This is a genomic window from Streptomyces sp. (assembly GCF_036566765.1).
In the GTDB taxonomy this organism is placed as follows: Bacteria; Actinomycetota; Actinomycetes; order Streptomycetales; family Streptomycetaceae; genus Streptomyces.
Genome location: NZ_DATCVQ010000067.1, coordinates 1 through 20,169 on the forward strand (window position 1 = coordinate 1; position 20,169 = coordinate 20,169).

At 73.3% G+C, this 20,169-nt stretch carries 19 protein-coding genes; 10 read left to right on the top strand and 9 right to left on the bottom strand.

All coding sequences use genetic code 11. The features are described 5' to 3' along the window. Positions 1-392, bottom strand: a 392-nt coding sequence (locus tag VIU94_RS03270) for an Lrp/AsnC family transcriptional regulator (RefSeq protein WP_331907299.1), incomplete at its 3' end; no start/stop codon positions are given. 138 nt (positions 393-530) lie between these two features. Between VIU94_RS03270 and VIU94_RS03275 the strand changes: the two genes are divergently transcribed. Both VIU94_RS03275 and aspA read left to right on the top strand, forming a co-directional pair. Further along, a complete protein-coding gene (locus tag VIU94_RS03275; protein ID WP_331907301.1) occupies positions 531-1,652 on the top strand; it encodes an asparaginase in 1,122 nt (373 codons plus the stop codon). 10 nt (positions 1,653-1,662) lie between these two features. Next, positions 1,663-3,078: an aspartate ammonia-lyase gene (gene aspA / locus VIU94_RS03280; RefSeq protein WP_331907303.1), complete on the top strand. Its 1,416-nt coding sequence runs from the start codon at positions 1,663-1,665 to the stop codon at positions 3,076-3,078. Here aspA and VIU94_RS03285 read toward each other — a convergent pair. Beyond that, positions 3,072-4,310 (bottom strand): MFS transporter, encoded by a 1,239-nt coding sequence (locus VIU94_RS03285; protein ID WP_331907305.1) that lies wholly within the window; start codon positions 4,308-4,310, stop codon positions 3,072-3,074. The genes aspA and VIU94_RS03285 overlap by 7 nt on opposite strands. 170 nt (positions 4,311-4,480) lie before the next feature. Between VIU94_RS03285 and VIU94_RS03290 the strand changes: the two genes are divergently transcribed. Continuing rightward, positions 4,481-4,759 carry a hypothetical protein gene (locus VIU94_RS03290; RefSeq protein WP_331907307.1) on the top strand — a complete coding sequence of 93 codons (279 nt, stop codon included), beginning with the start codon at positions 4,481-4,483 and terminating at the stop codon, positions 4,757-4,759. Between the two features lie 19 nt (positions 4,760-4,778). Here VIU94_RS03290 and VIU94_RS03295 read toward each other — a convergent pair whose 3' ends face one another. The 6 genes from VIU94_RS03295 to VIU94_RS03320 all read right to left on the bottom strand — a co-directional run bounded on the left by VIU94_RS03295 (position 4,779) and on the right by VIU94_RS03320 (position 11,051). After that, on the bottom strand, positions 4,779-5,204 hold the full coding sequence (locus VIU94_RS03295) for a helix-turn-helix domain-containing protein (protein WP_414720879.1): 426 nt from the start codon (positions 5,202-5,204) through the stop codon (positions 4,779-4,781). A gap of 62 nt (positions 5,205-5,266) precedes the next feature. Then, positions 5,267-7,348, bottom strand: coding sequence for a SpoIIE family protein phosphatase (locus VIU94_RS03300; RefSeq protein WP_331907309.1), 2,082 nt, complete (start codon positions 7,346-7,348; stop codon positions 5,267-5,269). A gap of 158 nt (positions 7,349-7,506) precedes the next feature. After that, positions 7,507-7,887 (bottom strand): hypothetical protein, encoded by a 381-nt coding sequence (locus tag VIU94_RS03305; protein ID WP_331907311.1) that lies wholly within the window; start codon positions 7,885-7,887, stop codon positions 7,507-7,509. Between the two features lie 347 nt (positions 7,888-8,234). Continuing rightward, on the bottom strand, positions 8,235-8,954 hold the full coding sequence (locus tag VIU94_RS03310) for a hypothetical protein (RefSeq protein WP_331907313.1): 720 nt from the start codon (positions 8,952-8,954) through the stop codon (positions 8,235-8,237). A gap of 169 nt (positions 8,955-9,123) precedes the next feature. Further along, positions 9,124-9,822 carry a response regulator gene (locus tag VIU94_RS03315; RefSeq protein WP_331907315.1) on the bottom strand — a complete coding sequence of 233 codons (699 nt, stop codon included), beginning with the start codon at positions 9,820-9,822 and terminating at the stop codon, positions 9,124-9,126. Continuing rightward, complete coding sequence (locus tag VIU94_RS03320) at positions 9,819-11,051, bottom strand: sensor histidine kinase (protein ID WP_331907317.1); 1,233 nt, start codon at positions 11,049-11,051, stop codon at positions 9,819-9,821. Before VIU94_RS03320 ends, VIU94_RS03315 begins: the two co-directional genes overlap by 4 nt. Before the next feature lie 142 nt (positions 11,052-11,193). On the opposite strand from VIU94_RS03320, the gene VIU94_RS03325 reads away from it, so the two are divergent. The 3 genes from VIU94_RS03325 (at position 11,194) to VIU94_RS03335 (ending at position 14,230) form a co-directional block, all read left to right on the top strand. After that, positions 11,194-12,348, top strand: coding sequence for a glycosyltransferase 87 family protein (locus VIU94_RS03325; RefSeq protein ID WP_331907319.1), 1,155 nt, complete (start codon positions 11,194-11,196; stop codon positions 12,346-12,348). 49 nt (positions 12,349-12,397) lie between these two features. Further along, positions 12,398-13,018, top strand: a complete 621-nt coding sequence (locus VIU94_RS03330; RefSeq protein ID WP_331907321.1) for a LysE family translocator — start codon at positions 12,398-12,400, stop codon at positions 13,016-13,018. Positions 13,019-13,306: 288 nt separating this feature from the next. Then, the gene (locus VIU94_RS03335) at positions 13,307-14,230 is read left to right on the top strand and encodes a nitroreductase/quinone reductase family protein (RefSeq protein ID WP_331907323.1); all 924 of its coding nucleotides are present in this window, start codon (positions 13,307-13,309) and stop codon (positions 14,228-14,230) included. Positions 14,231-14,476: 246 nt separating this feature from the next. Here the strand turns inward: VIU94_RS03335 and VIU94_RS03340 are convergent, their stop codons facing one another. Then, positions 14,477-14,947 carry a MarR family winged helix-turn-helix transcriptional regulator gene (locus tag VIU94_RS03340; protein ID WP_331907325.1) on the bottom strand — a complete coding sequence of 157 codons (471 nt, stop codon included), beginning with the start codon at positions 14,945-14,947 and terminating at the stop codon, positions 14,477-14,479. Between the two features lie 97 nt (positions 14,948-15,044). Between VIU94_RS03340 and VIU94_RS03345 the strand changes: the two genes are divergently transcribed. From VIU94_RS03345 to VIU94_RS03360, 4 genes are all read left to right on the top strand, one after another. After that, on the top strand, positions 15,045-16,031 hold the full coding sequence (locus tag VIU94_RS03345; RefSeq protein WP_331907335.1) for a winged helix-turn-helix domain-containing protein: 987 nt from the start codon (positions 15,045-15,047) through the stop codon (positions 16,029-16,031). A 136-nt stretch (positions 16,032-16,167) separates the two neighbouring features. Next, positions 16,168-17,295 (top strand): YncE family protein, encoded by a 1,128-nt coding sequence (locus VIU94_RS03350; protein ID WP_331907327.1) that lies wholly within the window; start codon positions 16,168-16,170, stop codon positions 17,293-17,295. A gap of 101 nt (positions 17,296-17,396) precedes the next feature. After that, on the top strand, positions 17,397-19,703 hold the full coding sequence (locus tag VIU94_RS03355; RefSeq protein WP_331907329.1) for a xanthine dehydrogenase family protein molybdopterin-binding subunit: 2,307 nt from the start codon (positions 17,397-17,399) through the stop codon (positions 19,701-19,703). Positions 19,704-19,713: 10 nt separating this feature from the next. Beyond that, a partial coding sequence (locus VIU94_RS03360) for a (2Fe-2S)-binding protein (RefSeq protein ID WP_331907331.1) occupies positions 19,714-20,169 on the top strand: 456 nt, incomplete at its 3' end.

Below are 20,169 nucleotides of genomic sequence, written 5' to 3' on the forward strand. Positions count from 1 at the left end.
TCGGTGACGCCGCCGAGCGTGGTGAGCCGCTCGATCCAGAGGCGTTCGTACGCGGCGAGGTCGGCGACCGCGATGCGCAGCAGGCAGCCGGGGCTGCCGAAGAGCCGGTACGCCTCGATGACGTCCGGGATGTCGTGCAGGGCCGCCTCGAAGGCCTCGACGGCCTCCCGGTCGCGGCGCACCTCGATGGAGACCAGGACCTCGAAGCTGCGGCCGACGGCGGCGGGGTCGACGATCGCCCGGTAGCCCTGGATGACGCCGTCCTGTTCCAGCTGGCGGACCCGTCGCATGCAGGGCGAGGGGCTCAGGCCGACGCGCTGGGCGAGCTCCTGGTTGGTCAGCCGACCGTCCTCCTGGAGCTCACGCAAGATATGAAGATCGATTCGGTCCATGGCGCAATTATCCACCACCCATGTTTCGTCCCGAGCCAGTATCGGCAATCGCGTTGCGCTGCTTTTTTCCTATCCTTGCGGCGGCTTCGGTCGCGCACGGCCGAGCCGAGGAACAGAACGACCCCGGGGACGAAACACATGGAATGGATACGCGACGAGCGGCCGCGACGGATCACCCTCATCAGCACCGGGGGCACCATAGCCAGCCGGTGGCAGGGGTCCGGGTACGCCGCCGAGGCCGCGGGCAGTGATGTCCTGGACGCGTCGGCGCTCCCGGAGGGCGTGACGGTCGACGTCGTCGACCTGTTCAACGTCAACAGCTCCCGGATGACCTCGCTCCGGCAACTCGCGCTGCTGAACGCGGTGCACGATGCGCTCGCCGACCCCGGCGTGGACGGCGTCGTGATCACCCACGGCACGGACACGCTGGAGGAGTCCGCCTTCTTCCTCGACCTGCACCACTCCGACCCGCGCCCGGTCGTCCTCACCGGCGCCCAGCGCCCCATCGGCACCGGCGACAGCGACGGCCCCGGCAACGTCTACGACGCCGTCCAGGTCGCCGCCTCGGTCCGCGACCTGGGCGTCCTGGTCGTCTTCGACGGCGTCGTGCACCCGGCGCGTGGGACGGTGAAGACGCAGACCCTGGCCTCCGACGCGTTCTCCGACCCCTCGGCGCCGAGCCTGGGCAAGGTCGGCTTCGGCAAGGTCGACACCCGGCGCAGCCCCGAGCGCCCGGCCCCGCTCCCGCTCCCGGCCGCCGCCCTGGCCACCGCGGACGACGACGCGGCCCCCGGACTGCCCCGGGTGGACGTGATCACGCACCACAGCGACGCCGACCCGCTGCTGTTCCGCGCGGCGCTCGCCGCCGGGGCCCGGGGCATCGTGCTGGTCGCCACCGGCGCGGGCAACGCCACCCCCGACTTCGTGGACGCCGTCCGCGAGGCCGTGGAGGAGGGCGTCCTGGTCACGGTCACCACCCGGGTCCCGGCCGGTCCGGTCGCCGAGATCTACACCGGCGGCGGAGCGGTCGACCTGGTCGCCGCGGGCGCGCTCCTGACCGGCACCCTGCGCGCCGCCCAGACCCGCATCGCCGTCCTGTCGGCGCTGCTCTCCGACGTCTCGCCGAACCACCGCACGGAGCTGCTGCGCGGCCTGCTGATCGGCCCGGCGTTCCAGGAGCCCGCGCTGTCCGCCGGCTCCCGCTTCTCCGGCGGCGCCCCCACCCCCGCCACCGCGTCCGCTTCCTCCGCTCTCCGCTGAAGGCCTCTCGATGACCTCCGCCCCGTCCCTTGCCACCCGCCGCGAGCACGACCTGCTCGGTGACCGCGATGTCCCCGCCGACGCGTACTGGGGTGTCCACTCGCTGCGCGCCACGGAGAACTTCCCCATCACCGGCACGCCGATCTCGGTGTACCCGCAGCTGATCGCCGCGCTCGCCGCCGTGAAGGAGGCCGCCGCCCGCGCGAACGAGGAGCTCGGCCTGCTGTCCCCGGAGAAGGCCGACGCCATCGCCGGCGCCTGCCAGGAGATCCGCGCCGGCCGGCTGCACGACCAGTTCGTCGTCGACGTCATCCAGGGCGGCGCCGGCACCTCGACGAACATGAACGCCAACGAGGTCATCGCCAACCGCGCGCTGGAGCTGCTCGGCCACGCCAAGGGCGAGTACCAGCACCTGCACCCCAACGAGGACGTCAACCTCAGCCAGTCCACCAACGACGTCTACCCGACGGCCGTCCGGATCGCGACCATCCTCGCGGTGCGGGACCTGCTGCGGGCCGCGGCCGTGCTGCAGGACGCCTTCGCGGAGAAGTCCGTCGAGTTCCGCGACGTCCTGAAGATGGGTCGGACGCAGCTGCAGGACGCGGTGCCGATGACGCTCGGCCAGGAGTTCTCCACGTACGCCGTGATGCTGGAGGAGGACCGCTGCCGGCTCGGCGAGGCGATCGAGCTGATCCACGAGATCAACCTCGGCGCGACCGCCATCGGCACCGGCCTCAACGCCCCGGCCGGGTACGCCGAGACCGCGCGCCGGCACCTCGCGGCGATCACCGGTCTTTCGCTGGTGACCTCCGCCAACCTGATCGAGGCCACCCAGGACTGCGGCGCGTTCGTCCAGCTGTCCGGCGTGCTCAAGCGGCTCGCGGTGAAGCTCTCCAAGACCTGCAACGACCTGCGGCTGCTCTCCTCCGGGCCGCGGGCCGGTCTCGCGGAGATCAACCTGCCCGCCGTGCAGGCCGGTTCGAGCATCATGCCGGGCAAGGTGAACCCGGTGATCCCCGAGGTCGTCAACCAGGTCGCCTTCGAGGTGATCGGCAACGACATCACCGTCACCATGGCCGCCGAGGCGGGCCAGCTCCAGCTCAACGCCTTCGAGCCGGTGATCCTGCACGCGCTGTCGCGCAGCATCACCTCGCTGCGCCAGGCCTGCCTCACGCTCGCCGAGCGCTGCGTCGTCGGCATCACCGCCAACACCGAGCAGCTGCGGGCGGCGGTGGAGAGCTCCATCGGGCTCGCCACCGCCCTCAACCCTCACATCGGCTACACGCAGGCCACCGCCATCGCCCAGGAGGCCCTGCGCACCGGCCGGGGCGTCGCCGAACTCACCCTGGAGCGCGGCCTGCTGCCCGCCGAGCGCATCGCGGAGCTGCTCACCCCCGAGCGCCTGGCGGGCCCGTCCCGTCACTGACGGCGGCGGCCAACCCAAGACAGGGCCGCGGCGGCGACCAGGTACGGCAGCGCCAGCAGCGCGAAGGCGGCGCCGTGGCCGGCCGCCGAGCCGAACACCGCGTACAGGCCGAACACGGTGAGCGTGGTCACCTCGGTGCCCACGCCCGCCAGCGAGGTGACGGTCGCCCGACCCGGGCCGGTGATGCTGTCCTGCAGCCGGGCGTCCACGAGCACGCTGCCGAGTTGGAAGCCGCCGAAGGCGACCGCGACCAGCACGATGGCGACCGGGGTCCCCAGGGCCGCGCCGGCGGCCAGGGCGAGTCCGGACACGGCGAGGAGCGCGGCGAGTCCGCGGGTGCCCAGCCGCTTCGCCGGGCCGGCCAGCAGGCCGCCGGCCGTGGCGCCCGCCCAGATCAGCAGCAGTAGCTGCGGCTCGGCGCCGTGCGCCACTCCGGTGTCGCGGACGAGCAGCGGCGTGTACTCGTCGAGCGCGCCCCAGACGCCGGTGACGGCGGGGACGAGCAGCACCGCGAAGCGTACGGCCCGGTCGTGCCGGGCCTCGGCGAGTCCGGCCCGCAGCGTGGCCGCCCAGCCGGCCTCCGGCGCGTCGTCCTCCTCGGGCACGGCGGCCGTCTTGCCGCGGTGCTCCGGGAAGCCGCACGCGAACGCGGCGGTCGCCAGGCAGGCCAGCACGCTGGCCGCTCCGACCACCGGGTAGCCGCCGGCCGTGAACACCGGCCCGGCCAGCGCCGTCGCCGCCATGACGGCAACCAGGCCGGCGGCCCGGGAACGGCCCATGACGCGCGCGTACCGGTCAGCGGCCCCGAGCCGGTCGAGCTCCTCGTACACGAGGGCCTCAAGAGCGCCGGAACCGAACGCGCCGCCCGCGCCCCAGAGCACGAAGCCGAGGGCGAACGCCCAGTACGACGGGAACAGCACCCACAGGGCGAAGCCGGCGGCGGTCAGCAGCGGGCCGAGCTGGAGCAGCCGCTTGCGCGACACCGTGTCCGCCCAGACGCCGGACGGGACTTCCAGCACGATGTTGGTCAGGGACCAGAGGGCGAAGAGCGAGGAGATCTGCCACAGCCCCAGTCCCGTGTCGCTGAACAGCAGCGCGTACACGGGGTAGAAGAGGACGAACTCCTCGAAGAACGCGTAGCCGTAGAGAGTCGCCGCGATGCGGCGGACACCGCGGACCGGGGCACCGTGCTCGGTGCCCGTGCCGGGCAGACGCTCGGACGAGATGGTCATGTTGCCTTCCCTTGGAGAACAGCTCGGACGCCGGAGATGCGGTGTCCGGGGCGGTCCCCGGGAAGGCTGAGCGGTGGATCAATGTCGCCAGATCATGTGTCCCATGCTAATCCGGATGTACGTTCCCCTGCCGGGGATTTTCTGATCGACGACGGAGGCGAGGGCAGCGCATGGACCCGTCGGTGATGACGGCGGCGGTCGCCGCGGCGGCCCTGGTCGTGCGCGTCGCCGTCCTGGAATGGCGCACGCCGGGCAGCGGGCGGCGCGAGTGGGCCTTCGCCCGGGACGGGAAGGCGGTGGGCGCGGGAATCGTCGCCGCGCTGCTGCTCGGGGCGGGCGGCTGGCCTGTGGCGGGCGACGGCGCGCTGGCCTGGGCGTTGCTGACCGGTGTCCTGGTCGCGTACCTGGCCCACCGCCGCCCGCCCCAGGACCCGGGGCCCCAGGACTGAGGCCCCCATGCGGCGGGCGTCAGGCCGCCAGGCGCACCTCGCCCTGCCGGGGCGCGGCGGCGTGCCGACGGGCGGGCAGCGCGCGGACGCCGGTGAGCCGGACGATCTCCTCCTGGGCGAGGGACAGCACGTCGGCGAGCCCCAGACCGAGCCCGCGGGCCGCGGCGGCGAGCACCTCCGAGGAGGCCTCCTTGCGGCCGCGTTCGATCTCCGACAGGTACGGCATGGAGATCCGCGCCGCGTCGGCGACGTCCTGGAGCGTGCGCCGCTGGGCCTTGCGCTCCCGGCGCAGCACGCCGCCGACGACGTCCCGCCACAGAGGCTCCTCGGCTCTGCGGGGCCGCACGGGGGCCGGGCCTGCGGGGCGGAACGGCAGGACCCTGGCGGTCCGGTGTGCGGTGGCGTCGTGCTGCTGGTCGGGCTCTGGGCTGCTTGGGGTGGTCACTGTTCCACCCTAGGAGCAGTGACTGACAGCGGACCTGCCGAATCGTTCAGCCCCGGGCGAAATCACGGGAGTTGGGGCGAGGCCGGACCGCCCGGTGTGCGGGCGAGGAGCACTGCCACGTCGTCCTGCGCCGGGTAGGGCAGCAGCCGGGCGAGGATGCCGTCGCAGACCTCGTCCAGCGGCCGATCCAGGCCCTGCAGCGCCATCGCGAGCTCGGTCAGGCCCTGGTCGAGGTCCCGGTCGCGGGCCTCGATCAGCCCGTCGGTGTACAGCGCGAGCAGGCTGCCCGGCGGCAGCGGCACCGTCTCCGTGCCGAAGTCCCGGCCTCCGGTGCCCAGGGGGGTGCCCGGCGGGCCGTTCAGGAACCTGATGCGCCCGTCGGGGGTGACCACGGCGGGCGGCGGGTGGCCCGCCCGGGCGATCACACAGCACCCCGTGGCGGGGTCGTGGACGGCGTACACGCAGGTCGCCATCTCGTCCTCGCCGAGTTCGGCGACGATGTCGTCGAGGGAGCCCAGCATCGACACGGGCGGGATGTCGTGCCGGGCGAGCGTGCGGACGGCGGTGCGCAGCTGGCCCATGACGGCGGCCGCGTGGATCCCGTGCCCCATGACGTCGCCGATGACGAGTCCGGTCCGGCCCTCGGGCAGCGAGATGACGTCGAACCAGTCGCCGCCGACGTCGTGTTCGCTGGCGGGCAGGTAGCGGCCGGTGAGTTCGAGGCCGGTGTCCTCGGGGAGGGCGCTGTTGGTGAGGCTGCGCTGGAGGGTGAGGGCGGCCTCCCGCTGCATGGTGAACATGCGCGCGTTGTCGATGTTGAGCGCGGCGCGGGCGACGACCTCGTCGATGAGGACGCAGTCCTGCTCGTCGAACCGGGCGCGGCTGCGCAGCCGGGTCACCGTGACGGTGCCGAGCACGGTGCCGCGGGCGACGAGCGGGACCATCCGGGCGCTGCTGAGCTGGGTCATCAGGTAGTTGCGCAGCGGGTCCGCCCGGGGGTCGCGGATGAGCGCGGGGACGTCGACGTCGTGCAGGTCGAGGGGGCGGCCCTCGTTGAGGACCTCCTCGTACACCGAGTCCAGCGGGATCTGGAAGGTCTGGCCGGGCGCGAGCAGGGCGGTCGGTGCGGTCGGGTCGGGAAACCTGACCGCCATGCGCCGCAGTACGCCCCGGTGGGAGGCGCCGCTCTCGTCGGGTTCGAGGACCGCTTCGAGGAGCTGTACGTCGGCGGAGTCGGCGAGGCTCGGCACCAGGACCTCCACGACCTCCTCGGCGGTCTTCTGCAGGTCCAGGGTGGTGCCGATCCGCGCGCCGGCTTCGGCGAGCAGGGCGACGTGCCGCCGGGCCCGTTCCGCTTCGGCCCGGTCCCGTTCGGCGACGGTGATGTCGATGATGGAGGCGATCAGGCCGAGCGGTCGGCCCGCGTTGTCGAGCAGCGGGGCGTAGGAGTTGGACCAGGTGTGGTCGTGGTCGGGGTCGGCGGGGGTCCGGCCGGTGCGGCGGGCGTCGACGACGGCCTTGCCGCGGGCCAGGGCCTGCCGCATGAGCGCCTCGAGGGCCGTGGCGTTGACGCCGGGCACGACCTCGGTGAGGCGGCGGCCGACGTGCTCGGCGGCGGAGAGGCCGTTCATCCGGGCCAGGGCGTCGTTGACCCGGACGAAGCGCAGGTCGAGCCCGAGGGTGGCGAGGCCGATGGGCGACTGGGTGAAGAGGCTCTCCAGGGCCGCCAGCGAGTCCCGCATGCGCAGGACCTCTGAGGTCTCCACGGCGATGAGCATCGCCCCGGCACGGCCCTCCGGGTCGGCGGCGGGCACGATCCAGGTCTCCATCGTGACGTGGTTGCCGTCGCGGTGCCGCACGGGCAGGGTGCCGACGACGGTCTCCCCGGCCTGGACGCGGCGGGTCAGCTGGTCGGCGAGCTCCTGGTTGTTCTCGGGGACGAGCAGGGAGGAGGCGGACCGGCCGAGCACCTCTTCGGGGCGATAGCCGAGCAGGTCCTGGGCGGCCAGGGACCACTCCACGACGCGCCCGTCGGCGTCCTCGCGCCAGAGCGCGATCGGGAGCAGTTCGCGCAGCACGCCGGCGTATCCGACAGCCGCCGGCGGCTGCTGCCGGACCTCGCTAGTCGACTGGTGAGTGTCCAACGCACCGACCTAACCCCTGAGGGCCCGTTTCCCCTCGAATCACCCTAGCCGAGACGGCGTCCGGGGGCCTTCGGACCGGCGTCGGCCTGGGCCGCCCGGGGGGCTTCGGACCGGCATCGGCCTGGCCCGCCCGGGGGGCCAGGCCGACGCCGGGCCCCTCACCAGATCATGACTCCTGCCCCGATCCGCTCGGCGCGCAGGGCCGCGTCCTCTATGTTGCCGAGGCGGTAGGAGATCCCGTCGACGAACTGCTCGTAGGTCCAGTTCCGGTCGTCCTCGGGGGCCACGAGCGGGATGTTCCGGCGCACGAGGGCGCACTCGCGGCGGAAGGCGGGGACCTCGTCGGGCGGCACCAGGAGGTTGTCGGCGGCGAGCACGGGGAAGTACCGGGCGCCCAGGGCGCGCATGGCGTCGGAGCCCCACACCACGGTGCGCCAGCGCTCGAAGCCGGCCAGGTCGGAACAGCCCTCGGGGACGTCGAGGATCTCCTCGTACGATCCGTCGGGACCGGGGATGTACAGGTCGACGCTCAGAGTCATGGCGGCAGAAGACCATGATCGGGAGGTCGGGATCCATCGGGTTTCGCGCTCGGCGGCGCAAAGCTGTCCCGGACTTCCTTCCGCGCCAGACGGAAAGACGGCCGGACAAGACAGTCCCCGGCATCCTTGTCGGTTCCGAGGGTCGTCGACCGTCGTCGGCGGCTCCTTCGTCGACAGGATCTGCCGGGGGCCTGGCCAGAGCCGATAAGAAGGGTCACGCGGGCCTTCGGACGTCTCCGTCGGCGGTGCGGCTCTCTCCGGTTTTCCGGTGTATTGACAAGTGTCCGCCGTTTTCCATACGAGTCAATACCTTTGCCGCATTAATCGGATTTGACCGAATTAACTGGTCAGTCGCCGGGAATGTGATCGCCCTGCCGGCTGATCGGCACCAGCAGGAGCCAGAGCGCCCCGATCCCGGCCAGCACCTTCGGCGTGAGCCCGTCCGCGCCCGCGAGCGCCGGGAGAGCGAGCAGGAACGGCGCGATCAGCACGCCCACCCGCTCGACCGCCCAGCGCGGCGTCCAGGCCAGTTCGCGGCGGCGGACCGGCGGGATCCCGCGGCTGAACCAGCCGATCACGCCGCCCATCAGCCCGCCGACCAGCAGGCAGATCCCGGTCGTCACCCAGCGCAGCGCCCCCATTGCCTCCCCCGCGCCGGGAGCCAGCGGCAGCATCACCAGGACGCCCGCCTGGAAGGCGACGAGCAGCCAGCCGGCGAGCCTCAGCACGGTGATCCAGCCGCTCTCGAGAACGCGGTGGTGCGGGACCAGCGCCCGCGTCTGCGCGAGCGGGGTCCCCGCGTCGGCGTACCGGCGCAGCCAGCGCCGCACGGCGAGGAGCACGCACGGCCAGGCGATGGCGAGAGCCAGGGCCGCTCCCCCGGTCAGCAGGGCGGCCGCACTCGGCTGGGGAACGGGCTGCCGCCACACGAGCGCGCCGGTCACCGCCGCGAGAAGCACCGCGGCGGCCACGCAGGCCCGCGCCGCGATCACGAAGCGAACGGCGGTACGGCGCGCCCCGGCACCGCCGGGATGCAGCCGTGCGACGTCGTCGGGGCTCACCAGCATGGCGGGATGGTGGCACGCCGGTAGTCCGTTCCGGCTTCCCGCACGCGAACTCCCGGCGTCGAGCGCGTGACGCCCCGGCGCTCGCCGGCGCGTCCGGACGGCGCGAGCGTCAGCCGGCCAAGACACTGCGCAGCGGCGGGCGCGTGACGTCAGCGGCGGGCGAGATGCGTCAGCGCCGCCCCGGACCGGCCAGCCCGAGTTCGTACGCCGCGATCACCGCCTGCGCGCGGTCGCGCAGATCGAGCTTGGCGAAGACTCGGTTGATGTGGGTCTTCACGGTGTGGTCGGTGATCGTGAGCCGCACCGCGATCTCCGCGTTCGACAGACCCTGGCCGATGAGCGTCAGCACCTCGGACTCGCGGAAGGTGAGGTCGGCGACCGGTCGGGCCGGTCGGCGCGACGCCGCCCGGGCCGCGACGAAGTCGGCGATGAGCCGCTTGGTGACGGCCGGGGCGAGGAGTGCCTCGCCGGCCGCCACCACCCGTACCGCGTGGAGCAGTTCGGGGAAGGTGGCGTCCTTGAGCAGGAAGCCGCCGGCGCCGGCGGCGAGCGCGTCGTACACGTACTCGTCGAGGCCGAAGGTGGTCAGCATGAGGACCTTCGTCGCGCCGTCGGACGCGGCGAGGATCTCGCGGGCCGCCTCGATGCCGTTCTTGTGCGGCATGCGGATGTCGAGCAGGGCCAGGTCGGGGCGGGTCTCGGCAGCGATCCGGACCGCCTGGACGCCGTCCTCCGCCTCGCCGACGACCTCAATGTCCTCCTGGGTGGCCAGCAGGTTGACGAACCCGGTCCGCACCACCGCCTGGTCGTCCGCGACCAGCGTCCTGATGACCCTGCGCGCCCCGCCCGCCAAGGGAGTTCCGCTCACCACGGGAGTTCCGCCTCCACCACGAATCCGCCGTCCGGTCCGGCGCCCGCCGCCAGCCCGCCGCCGACCAGGGCCGCCCGCTCCCGCATGCCGGTGAGCCCGTGGCCGGTCGGCGACGCGCCGGACGGATCCCGAGGGCCCGGACCGTCGTCGGCGACCCGGAGGGCCAGCAGCCGGTCACGGCCGTAGTCGATCTTCACCACGGTACGCGCCCCGGGGGCGTGCTTGCGCGCGTTCGTGAGCGCCTCCTGCACGATCCGGTACGCGGAGAGCTCCCACGCCGCCGGCAGCGCGACCCGCTCCCCCGTCACCTCCAGCCGCGCCTCGCCGCCCACCGCCCGGTGCTGATCAAGGAGTTCGGGCAGGTCGTCGAGCGTGGGCTGGGGCGCGGTGAGGGCCGCCGTGGGCTGGTCCGAGGTGCGCAGCACGCCGAGGAGACGGCGCAGCTCGGCCATCGACGCCCGGGCCGTCGCGGCGATCTGCTGGAAGCCCTCGCGCGCCTCGGGGGTACGGCCAGGGGCCGTGTACGTGGCGCTCTCCGCCTGCACCGCGATCATCGAGACCGAGTGGGCGACGATGTCGTGCAGCTCGCGCGCGATGGCCGCCCGCTCCGCCTCGGCCGCCTGCCGCCGCTCCATGGCGATCAACCGGTCCTGGGACAGGGCGCGTTCGCGCCGGATCTCCTCGCGGGCCCGGACCGCGTCGCCCATCGACACCGCGCCGAGGACGACCACGGCCAGCACGAACGCCTCCGTGAACAGGCCGAGCGACCCCTGCTCCCCCAGCGCCGGCAGCGGCAGCCCGTCGGGCCGGGACCAGCTCGCGATGTGCAGCAGGTTCACGGCGAGCGCACCGAGCGCGCCGCCCGCGACCAGGACGGCGGGATGCTGGACGCGGTGGCGGCCGAGCGTGTACAGGCCGGCCAGGCCGCTGACGATGGTGACGATGTACAGGTTCTGGGCCGCGGCGAAACTCACCAGTCCGGCGGCCACCCCGAGAACCGCGACGGGCGGGAAGGCGCGCCGCCACATCATCGAGGCCGCGGAGAGCAGCACGGCGATCACGACCGTCGTCGACCCCGGATAGAGGAGGAGTTCCACGGCCGCGCCGACGGTCAGGACACCGCCGGTGACCCACGGGTAGGCGGGGGCGGCGATCCAGGCGCGGAGGCGGGAGTTGGGTCCTCGGGGCGGGATGGGCAGGAGTCGCGGGCGGGACGGCGTACGCATCCGCTCATTCTCGGCGGCCCCGCCCGTCGGGCGCGTCGCCGCACGGGTCGACTCCGGCCGCGCCTCTCGTACCAGGGGTTGAGTCCGAGGTACGGAGCGTCGTGTGACGCCGCGAGGCTTCCTGATTCCTAGCCTCGACGGCATGGACGGACGAGGGGACCTGCGAGGCGGCGGGCGTATGGAACGGTACGGCTGGGCGGCGTGCGCGGCGGGCGCGCTCGCCTTCGCCGCGGTGGCGGGGCCGGTGCCGCACCGTGTGTGGGGCGTGTGCGCGGCGGTCGGGTACGGCCTGGCGGCGCTCTGCGCGTCCCGGGCGGTGGCGGTGCTGGGCGCGGTGGCCGTGCCGCTCGCCGTCCTCGTCGTGGGCGGACTGGGCCAGTCGGAGGTCGGCGTGGTGGAACGGTCGGGTGCGTTGCTGCTGGCGACGGGCAGCCCGTACGCGGCCGATCCGGCGACGGTGGCGGACTACAACCCGTACCTGCCGGGGATGGCGCTGTTCGGGCTGCTGCCGGGCGACGCGCGGTGGTGGATGGGGCTGGTGTTCGCCGGAACCCTGGTCGCCGCGGTGGCGCTGCTCGGGTCGCCGGAGCGGGGCGGGTTCGCCTCGGCCCAGGGCGCTGCGGCCCGGTCGAGCGCCGCGCTGCTCGTCGGCTGCCCGCTGGTCGCCCTGCCGCTCGCCGTCGGCGGCGTGGACCTGCCCGTCGTCGGGCTCCTGTGCCTGGGGCTCGCGCTCGCCGGGCAGGGGCGGAGCGACTGGGCGGGGGTGGCGGTGGGCATGGCCTGCGCGCTCAAGTGGACCGCCTGGCCCGCGCTTCCGGTCCTCCTGGCGCTGATCGTCGTACGGCAGGGGCGCAGAGAGGCGATCCGGTACGCCGGGGTCGCCGTGGCCGTCGCGGGGGCGGCAGTGGCGCCGGTGGCGCTGGCCGACCCGGCGGGGTTCTCGGCGCATGTGATCGCGTTTCCGCTGGGGCTGACGACCGCCGTCTCTCCGGCCGCCAGCCCGCTGCCCGGCCATCTGCTCGCCGCGCACGTGCCCGGGGGCAGCGTCGCCGCGGTCGCGCTGCTCGCCGTCGCCGCGCTCCTGGTCTCCGTGTCCCTGGCCGTTCGCCCGCCGCACAGCGTCCGCGCCGCGGCGGACCGGCTGGCCCTGGGGCTCGGCCTGGCGATGGCGCTGATGCCGGCGACCCGCTTCGGCTACCTGGTCTACCCGTTGGCACTCTGGGCCCTGCCGCGCTGCCTGCCGGCGCGCGAGAGTGCTGATCGGCTCGCGTCTCCCGTACGGAGGGAGGTCGCGTGAGCGATGCACCGCTGGACACGGCGGACCAGCGGGTCGCACGATGTGGCCCATGTGGAGCACCCTCGTCGCCTTCCTCGGCGCCTGCACGCTGATCGCGGCCTCGCCCGGCCCGAGCACGATGCTGATCATCCGGCAGTCCCTGCACAGCAGGCGGCACGGATTCCTGACGGTGCTCGGCAACGAGACGGGCGTGTTCGTCTGGGGCGTCGTCGCGGCGTGCGGGCTGACCGCGCTGCTCGCGGCGTCCCAACTGGCGTACGACATCATGCGCGTCGTCGGCGCGGTGACGCTGATCTGCTTCGGCGCGAAGGCCCTGTGGGACGCGCGGCGTGGGCAGCAGGCGGCGGGCGAGGCGGAGGCGGAGGCGCCGTACCGCTCGGGCTGGTCCTCGTACCGGGCCGGACTGCTGCTGAACCTCGCGAACCCCAAGGCGGCGGTGTTCGCGATGTCCTTCCTCCCCCAGTTCGTCCCCTCCGGCGTGCCGCACCTGCCCGCGATGGTCGTTCTGGCCGCCGTGTGGGCGGTGTACGAGGTCGGCTACTACGGGCTCTACGTGTGGTTCATCGGCCGGATGCGGGCGCTGATCGCCCGGGCGAACGTGCGCCGTCGCCTGGAGCAGGTCTCGGGCGGGGTGCTGGTCCTGCTCGGCGTGCGCATGGCCGTGGAGTAGCCCGCGCACAGGGCGCGTTGACATCTCGCTGAGACAGTCGTTCTAATGATCCCGTGGCGCGTGGCGCCGGCCAAAGAGAACTGGGCCGGCCGGCGATCGGGCGACCACCCGTACGTCAGGGATCTTCCCATGCGTTCTCTTCTCGCAGGCATCGCCTGATTCCGCGCGCTCCTGCGCGCCCTTCCGCCGTTCGCGGACCCGCACTTTCCGTGCCGTCGCGCGCGCGAGCCTTCTCCCCCTTTCCATGCCTTCATCCTGTTCCTCGACCGAGGGGATAGCTGTACCCGCATGTCTTTCAACCAGTCCGTCATCGACGAGTTCCGCGCCAACCGAGGGAAGGTCGGCGGCTACTTCGAGGGCGGCGATCTCTTGCTGCTCACCACCACCGGCGCCAAGTCCGGTGCCAGGCACACCACTCCGCTCGGCTACGTGCGCCACGGCGACCACGTGCTGGTCGTCGGCTCCGACATGGGCGGCCCCAAGCACCCCGACTGGTACCACAACGTGCTCGCACACCCGCTGGTCGAGGTGGAGCTCGGCGCCGAGCGCTTCCAGGCGATCGCCGTGCCCGCCGAGGGCGAGCGCCGGGACCGCCTCTTCGCGCATGTGGTGGCCGCCGAGCCGGGCTACGACGACTACCAGCGGAACACCACACGCGTCCTGCCCGTCGTGGTGCTGGAGCGCAACGACCCCGCGCCGGGCGAGGGCCCCGCAGAGGTGCGGAGCCTGGCCGACAAGCTTCTGGAGGTCCACGTGTGGCTGCGCGGACAGCTCAAGCACGTCGGCGCGGAGGTGGACGCGTACTTCGAGGGGGTCGCCGCGCGGCCGGGCGGGGAGCCCGCGCCGCCGCCGGGTCTCGGCCTGCAGATCCGCCAGCACTGCCTGGCCTTCTGCCAGGCGCTGGAGTTCCACCACGTCGGCGAGGACGCGCACGTGTTCCCGGCCATGGAGACCTACCACCCGCACCTCAAGGACGTCTTCGAGCGGCTGCGGGCCGAACACCGGACCGTCGCGCGGCTGCAGCAGGAACTCGGCGGCATGCTCGCCGACGTCGCCGGCGCGGACCCGGAGCGCTTCCGCACCGAACTCTCCGAGTTGTCGAAGCAGTTGAACGCTCACCTCGACTATGAGGAGGAGACGCTGCTGCCGCTGCTCGCCGAGGTCCCGTTCCCGCCCGTGCCGCCCGGCCCGCCCGGAGGTCCCACCTCCTAGGACCGCTCGCGTTCCTGTCTCAGCCGGCGGAATTCGGCCGGGCGGTTCGCGCAGATCACCCCCGTCACCCGGCCCTCGTGCCGGGTGCGGGCGGTGAAGTCCAGGGCGGCGAGGTCGCCGTCGGCCTCCAGGGTGTCGTCGGCCCGCGGGGCCGTCTGAACTGAAGCCGTCCGCCCGGGCCGAGAAGGCCCGGGCGGACGGCTGAGCCGAGAAGGCCCGGGCGGACGGCTGAGCTTCTCCTCGCCCTCAGCGGGCGAGGTTCTCCTTCATCCTGCGCAGCACCTTGAGCGCGGCGACCCACTCCTCGTCCGTGATCCCCTCGTGGATCTCCGCCCGCAGCGCGGTCACCAGCTCCTTGATCCGCGCCATCGCCTCCAGGCCGGACTCGGTGACGCGCAGCCGCCCGTCCTCCCCCGTGCCGAGCCAGCCCCGGTGCAGCAGTTGGTCCACGGCGCGCCCCGGCTCGTCCGGCGAGTCGGCGAAGTCGGCGAGCCGGGCGGCGACGTCCTCCCGGCTCGGGCCCGCGTCGCCGCCGGCCGCCACCTGGTTGAGGGTCCACCACTGCGGCTGGGTGACGTCGATCCGGGCCATCTCGTCACGGATGCGCCCGATGACGGCCTTGTGGACGACGCCGCTCCAGTAGCCGATGGGCTGCGCGGCGAGCGCCTCGTCGGGGGCGGCCGGGTCGGCGGGGGCGGGCGCGGTGGTCTGGGACATAGGGTCGACCTCTGTCGTGGCGTAGGGAACGGCTGACGCCGAAACGCTATGACCTCGACCGCGGTTGAGGTCAACGCACGGAGATCATGGGGGCATGGTGATCCGTATCCGTCTCACGGCCGAGGACTTCGCCCGGGTAAGGTTCGCCGCCCGGCCCGCGCCGCTCCAGGAGCTGAACACGGCGCTCGGCATGCTGGTCCGCCGGGACGACGGGCTGTTGCACGGCCGTTGGCGGCAGCGGCTGCTCCGCACCCTGCCCGCCGCCATGGAGCCGCTCGGCGACCTGGTTCCGGCGGGCCGGCCTCCGCTGTTCCTCGACGTGTTCGAGGACACCCTTGAGGACGCCCAAGAGGCCATGCGGGCCACGCCGTCCGTCTTCGTCAGGTCCGAGCTGGCGCGGGTGTACGCGTCGCATCCCGCCCCGCCGCCGCTCTGGCTGCGCGGCCTGCACCGGGGCGACGCCGACGCCTGGCGGGTGCTGCGGCGCGCCCAGCGGGCCGCCTTCGACACGGTGCTGGGGCCGGTGTGGCCGCTCGTCCAGGACCTGCACCGGGCCGAGTTCACCCGGCACGCCATGACCGTGGCCGAGCACGGCGTGGCCGCCGCGCTCGCGGACGCGGTACCGGGCAGTACCGTGCGCGACGGCGTCTGGGAGCTCGACGGGCCGGACCAGGCCGTCGAACTCGACGGACAGGGCCTGTTGCTCGTGCCGAGCTTCCACTGGACAGGGCGGCCGCTGCTCGCGTTCCCGCCCGGGCGGCCCGCGGTCGTGACCTACCCGGCCGGGCCCGGCCACCCGCTCCCGGCGGAGGCCGGCGCGGAGGACCCGCTGGCCGCGGTCCTCGGCCGGACCCGGCTCGACGTGCTCCAACTGCTGGACCGGGAGCACACGACGAGCGACGTGGCGCGGCGGCTGCGGGTCAGCAACGCCACCGCGTCCGCGCACGCGTCGGCGCTGCGCGGCGCGGGCCTGATCACGACGGTCCGCGCCGGCCGCGCGGTCCTGCACCGCCGCACGGCCCTGGGCAGCCTGCTGGTCGGAGTACGGGACCCCGGCGGCAGGCCGGGTCGTCCGATCGGTTGACCCCGTCGTCCTCCGTACGGCGCCCGGGCTCCCACCGCACTGCCGACCGTCCTGTGCCCGGTCCGCGCACAGGATGGAACCGGAGCGGGACCGGGGCGACCTCCTTCCCGGTGGCCGCCCAGAAGGAGACGAGCCCATGAACGCGTCCGCACGCACCGCTCGTGTGCTGCTGCCCGCCGTCGCCGCCGCTCTGCTGATCGGCGGCTGCGCCCAGTCCGGCGGGGCCGCCGAGTCGAACTCGAAGGAGGCGTCGCAGTCCGCGCCCGAAGCGAAGGTCACCGGCCGCACGCCGGCCGGCTCCCTGCTCGTCGCCGACTTCGGCGCGGACACGGTCAGCTTCGTCGACCCGGCCAAGGGCCGGTTCGACTCGGTGCGGGTCGGCAAGGCCCCGTACGGTCTGGTCGTCGGCGAGGACGGCCGCGCCTGGGTCGCCACGGCCGAGGGCGTCGCCGTCGTCGACACCGCGGCCCGCGAGCGGATCGCCCTCGTCCCGTACGAGACCGAGACGGGCCCGGTGAGCACCGGCGAGTACCGCGGCGGGGGCATGGGCATCGCCCTGTCCCCCGACGGCAAGCAGGTGTACGTCGGCGTCAACGTGCCCGGTGGGAACGGCACGTTGGAGATCATCGACACGGCGAAGCTGAAGGTCACCGACACCGTCGGGGTCGGCCGGCGCCCCTTCGACGTGGACGTCTCGCGCGACGGCTCCGAGGTGTACGCGACGAACCACGATTCCTTCGACGTCACCGTCGTCCCCACTCGCTCGCCCGACGACACGCGTCGCATCGAGGTCGCCCCGTACGGCACCGAGGGCGGGCTCGGCTCCTGGCTGAAGCCCCACTACACGGCCGTGCGGGCATCGGACGGCAAGCTGTTGCTGCCGTTCGAGGGCGAGCGCCTCGCGGTCGTCGACCCGCGCACCGGGCGGGTGGTCGTCGAGCGCATGACGGCGAACACCCACCAGCACGGGGCGGCGCTCGGCCCCGACGGCTCGCTCTTCGTCGTCGGCACGGGTCCCATCGACCAGTCCGAGGACGAGGGGCCGTCGCTCACCGTCCGCGCCCCCGACGGCTCGGAGCGGCTGTACCCGCTGGCGGGCCCGCACGAGGACGTCGCGGTCTCCGCCGACGGCCGCACGGCCTACGTCACCGGCGGGTTCACCCGCGACGGGTACTGGGACGGGATCACCGTCGTCGACCTCGAGAGCGGCGACACCCGCCGCCTGGCCGCCGGCGAACGACCGCTGGGGATCGCCGTGTTGTAGACGTCCCGTGAAGAACCTGATCAACTGCGTCCGGCACGGCAGGCTGTGCCCGGCACACGACCGTACGTGACGGTAACTCAGGTTCCGGGAGGACGACGCACATGGCAGACACCGCAGGGCCCGAGGGCATCGGGCGGCGCAGGGTACTGGCGTACCTGCTGGCCGCGCCGACCCTCGCCGTGGGGGTGCGGCTCGGGGCGGACGCCGCCGCCCCGCAGTCGGCGCAGGCGGCGGTCCCGACGCTGCCGCAGCCGGAGAACCTCTTCGACCTGGGGGACATGCAGAACCTGGCCGCGGCCCCGACGTCCGGCCTGATCACGGTGCGGGTGCACGAGGACGACACGGTGTCGTTCGAGGTGCCGCGCGCCGAGGTCGGGCAGGGCATGACGACCGCCGTGGCGATGATGATCGCCGAGGAGATGGACCTGCCGCTGGACCGGGTCCGGGTCACCTCGGCGGACGCCCGGCCCGAACTGCTGATGAACCAGCTGACCGGCGGCTCGAACTCGATGCGGAGCCTGTACGTCCCGGTCCGCACCGCCGCCGCCGTCGCCCGCCAGCGGCTCGTGACGACGGCGGCCGCGCAGTGGGGCGTGCCTGCGGGCCGGCTGACGACCAAGGACGGCGTGGTCGCGTACGGCACGACGCGCAGCGCCACGTACGGCTCGCTCGCGAAGGCGGCGGCCGGCACGGTGACGACCGCGCTCACCGCCCGGCTGAAGGACCCCTCCGAGTTCCGCGTCCTCGGCACTCCGCAGGGCCGGGTGGACGCGCGCGACATCGTCACCGGGCGCAAGAAGTACGGCATGGACCTGCAGGTCCCGGGCGCGAAGCCGACGATGGTGCGGCGGCCGCCGACGATCAACGGCACGGTCGTGGCCGTGCACAACGCCGACGCGGTCCGCGCCATGCCGGGCATCACCGACGTCGCCACGGTCACGCACGGCGTCGCGGTGCGCGGCGAAACGTTCGGGCAGTGCATCGACGGCCTGCGGGCGCTGGACGTGACCTGGGGGCCGGGCACGGTGGACGGCGAGTCGGACGCGACCGTCCTCGCCAAGCTGAAGGCGGCGGCGCTGCCGATGATCGTGCCGCCGCTGCTGACCAAGAAGGTCGACGCCCAGTTCACCTTCGCGTTCGCCAGCAACAGCCCGTTGGAGCCCGACAACGCGATCGCGGACGTGCGCGCGGACCGGGCGGAGATCTGGGCGAGCCTGAAGGTGCCGATCGTCGCGCAGCGCGAGATCGCCACCCGCCTCGGCCTGCCGCAGTCCGCCGTGACGGTGCATGTGGTGGACGGCGGCGGGTCGTTCGGCCGGCATCTGTTCCACGACGTGGCCGCCGAGGCGGCCGAGATCTCGCAGAAGATGGGCAAGCCGGTCAAGCTGTCCTGGTCGCGCACGGACAACTTCCGCCAGGGCCGTACGCATCCGATGTGCATCTCGCGGGTCCGGGCCACACACGCGCTGGGCAATGTGCTCAGCTTCGAGCAGCGGCACACCAGCTCCGAGACCGACTTCGGCCACGGGCTCGGCGAGATGATCACCGCGACGGCGGCGCAGCTGCCGGTCGCTGGGAACCTGACCTTCGCCCAGACGATCTTCACGCTGACGCAGTCCTCGCCGTACCACTTCGGCGTCACGACGCAGCTGCTGAACGAGGTGCCGCTGAAGTTCAACACCGGCAGCATGCGCAACATCTACTCGCCGAACGTCGCCTGCGCCCGGGAGCTCGTCGTGGACGAGCTGGCGCGGCAGATGGGCAAGGATCCGGTCGCGTTCCGGCGGGAGTTCCTGCGCGACGACCGGCTGCGCGCCGTCCTCGACAAGGCCGCCGAGGCGGGCGAGTGGGGGCGGTCGCTGCCCGCCGGGGTCGCGCAGGGCATCGGGCTGCACGCCGAGTACCGGGGCGCGGTCGCCTCCCTGGTGGAGATCGACTGCCGTCCCGAGACGGTGAACCGGAAGATCCCGAACGCCGTCACCGGACCGCGCGTCACCCGCGCGCTGATGGTCGTCGACGCCGGCTTCCCGATCAACCCGCGGGGACTGGAGGCCCAGATGATGGGCGGGCTCAACGACGCCCTCGCGATGGCCCTGACCTCCAGCCTGCACATCAAGGACGGCATCCCGCTCGAAGGCAGCTGGGACAACTACTTCTACACGCGCCAGTGGAACACCCCGCCGGAGCTGAAGGTGATCGTCATGCCGCCCACCACCGGCACTCCCGCCGGAGCGGGCGAGCTGGGCGTCGCGCCGGCCTTCGCCGCGATCGCCTGCGCGTACGCCCGGGCCACCGGCGCGATGCCGACCAGTTTCCCGATCAACCACGGCACGCTGAGCTTCACGCCGCCTCCGCTCGAGCCGTCCACCCCGCAGTCCCCCACCGACGGTCTCGACCGCGCGTACTGAAGGAGCCCCCATGCCCAGCCACACCTTCACGCTCAACGGCGAGGTCGTCACCGTCGAGGCCGAGGACGACGTCCGACTGCTGTGGGTCCTGCGCGACCTGCTCGGCGTGACCGGCCCCAAGTACGGCTGCGGGCTCGGCGTCTGCCAGTCCTGCACCTCGCACATCAACGGCAAGGCGTTCAACCCCTGTTCGGTCCCGGTGTCCAAGGTGTCCGCGGACGACGAGATCACCACCATCGAGGGGCTGGCCGACTCCGTCGGCAAGGACCTGCATCCCATGCAGGAGGCCTGGCTCGACCTCGACGTCGCGCAGTGCGGCTACTGCCAGCCGGGGCAGATCATGACCGCCGTCGCCAAGGTCCGGCAGGCCGCCGCCGAGGGCCGCGAGATCACCGACGCCGATCTCGACCAGATCCGCAACATCTGCCGCTGCGGCACGTACACCCGCATCCGCGAGGCGATCAAG

Coding starts and splice junctions, on each gene's coding strand:
- VIU94_RS03275 (WP_331907301.1), top strand. CDS start 531: ATGGAATGGATACGCGACGAGCGGCCGCGACGGATCACCCTCATCAGC.
- aspA (WP_331907303.1), top strand. CDS start 1,663: ATGACCTCCGCCCCGTCCCTTGCCACCCGCCGCGAGCACGACCTGCTC.
- VIU94_RS03285 (WP_331907305.1), bottom strand. CDS start 4,310: ATGACCATCTCGTCCGAGCGTCTGCCCGGCACGGGCACCGAGCACGGT.
- VIU94_RS03290 (WP_331907307.1), top strand. CDS start 4,481: ATGGACCCGTCGGTGATGACGGCGGCGGTCGCCGCGGCGGCCCTGGTC.
- VIU94_RS03305 (WP_331907311.1), bottom strand. CDS start 7,887: ATGACTCTGAGCGTCGACCTGTACATCCCCGGTCCCGACGGATCGTAC.
- VIU94_RS03310 (WP_331907313.1), bottom strand. CDS start 8,954: ATGCTGGTGAGCCCCGACGACGTCGCACGGCTGCATCCCGGCGGTGCC.
- VIU94_RS03320 (WP_331907317.1), bottom strand. CDS start 11,051: ATGCGTACGCCGTCCCGCCCGCGACTCCTGCCCATCCCGCCCCGAGGA.
- VIU94_RS03325 (WP_331907319.1), top strand. CDS start 11,194: ATGGACGGACGAGGGGACCTGCGAGGCGGCGGGCGTATGGAACGGTAC.
- VIU94_RS03330 (WP_331907321.1), top strand. CDS start 12,398: ATGTGGAGCACCCTCGTCGCCTTCCTCGGCGCCTGCACGCTGATCGCG.
- VIU94_RS03335 (WP_331907323.1), top strand. CDS start 13,307: ATGTCTTTCAACCAGTCCGTCATCGACGAGTTCCGCGCCAACCGAGGG.
- VIU94_RS03340 (WP_331907325.1), bottom strand. CDS start 14,947: ATGTCCCAGACCACCGCGCCCGCCCCCGCCGACCCGGCCGCCCCCGAC.
- VIU94_RS03350 (WP_331907327.1), top strand. CDS start 16,168: ATGAACGCGTCCGCACGCACCGCTCGTGTGCTGCTGCCCGCCGTCGCC.
- VIU94_RS03355 (WP_331907329.1), top strand. CDS start 17,397: ATGGCAGACACCGCAGGGCCCGAGGGCATCGGGCGGCGCAGGGTACTG.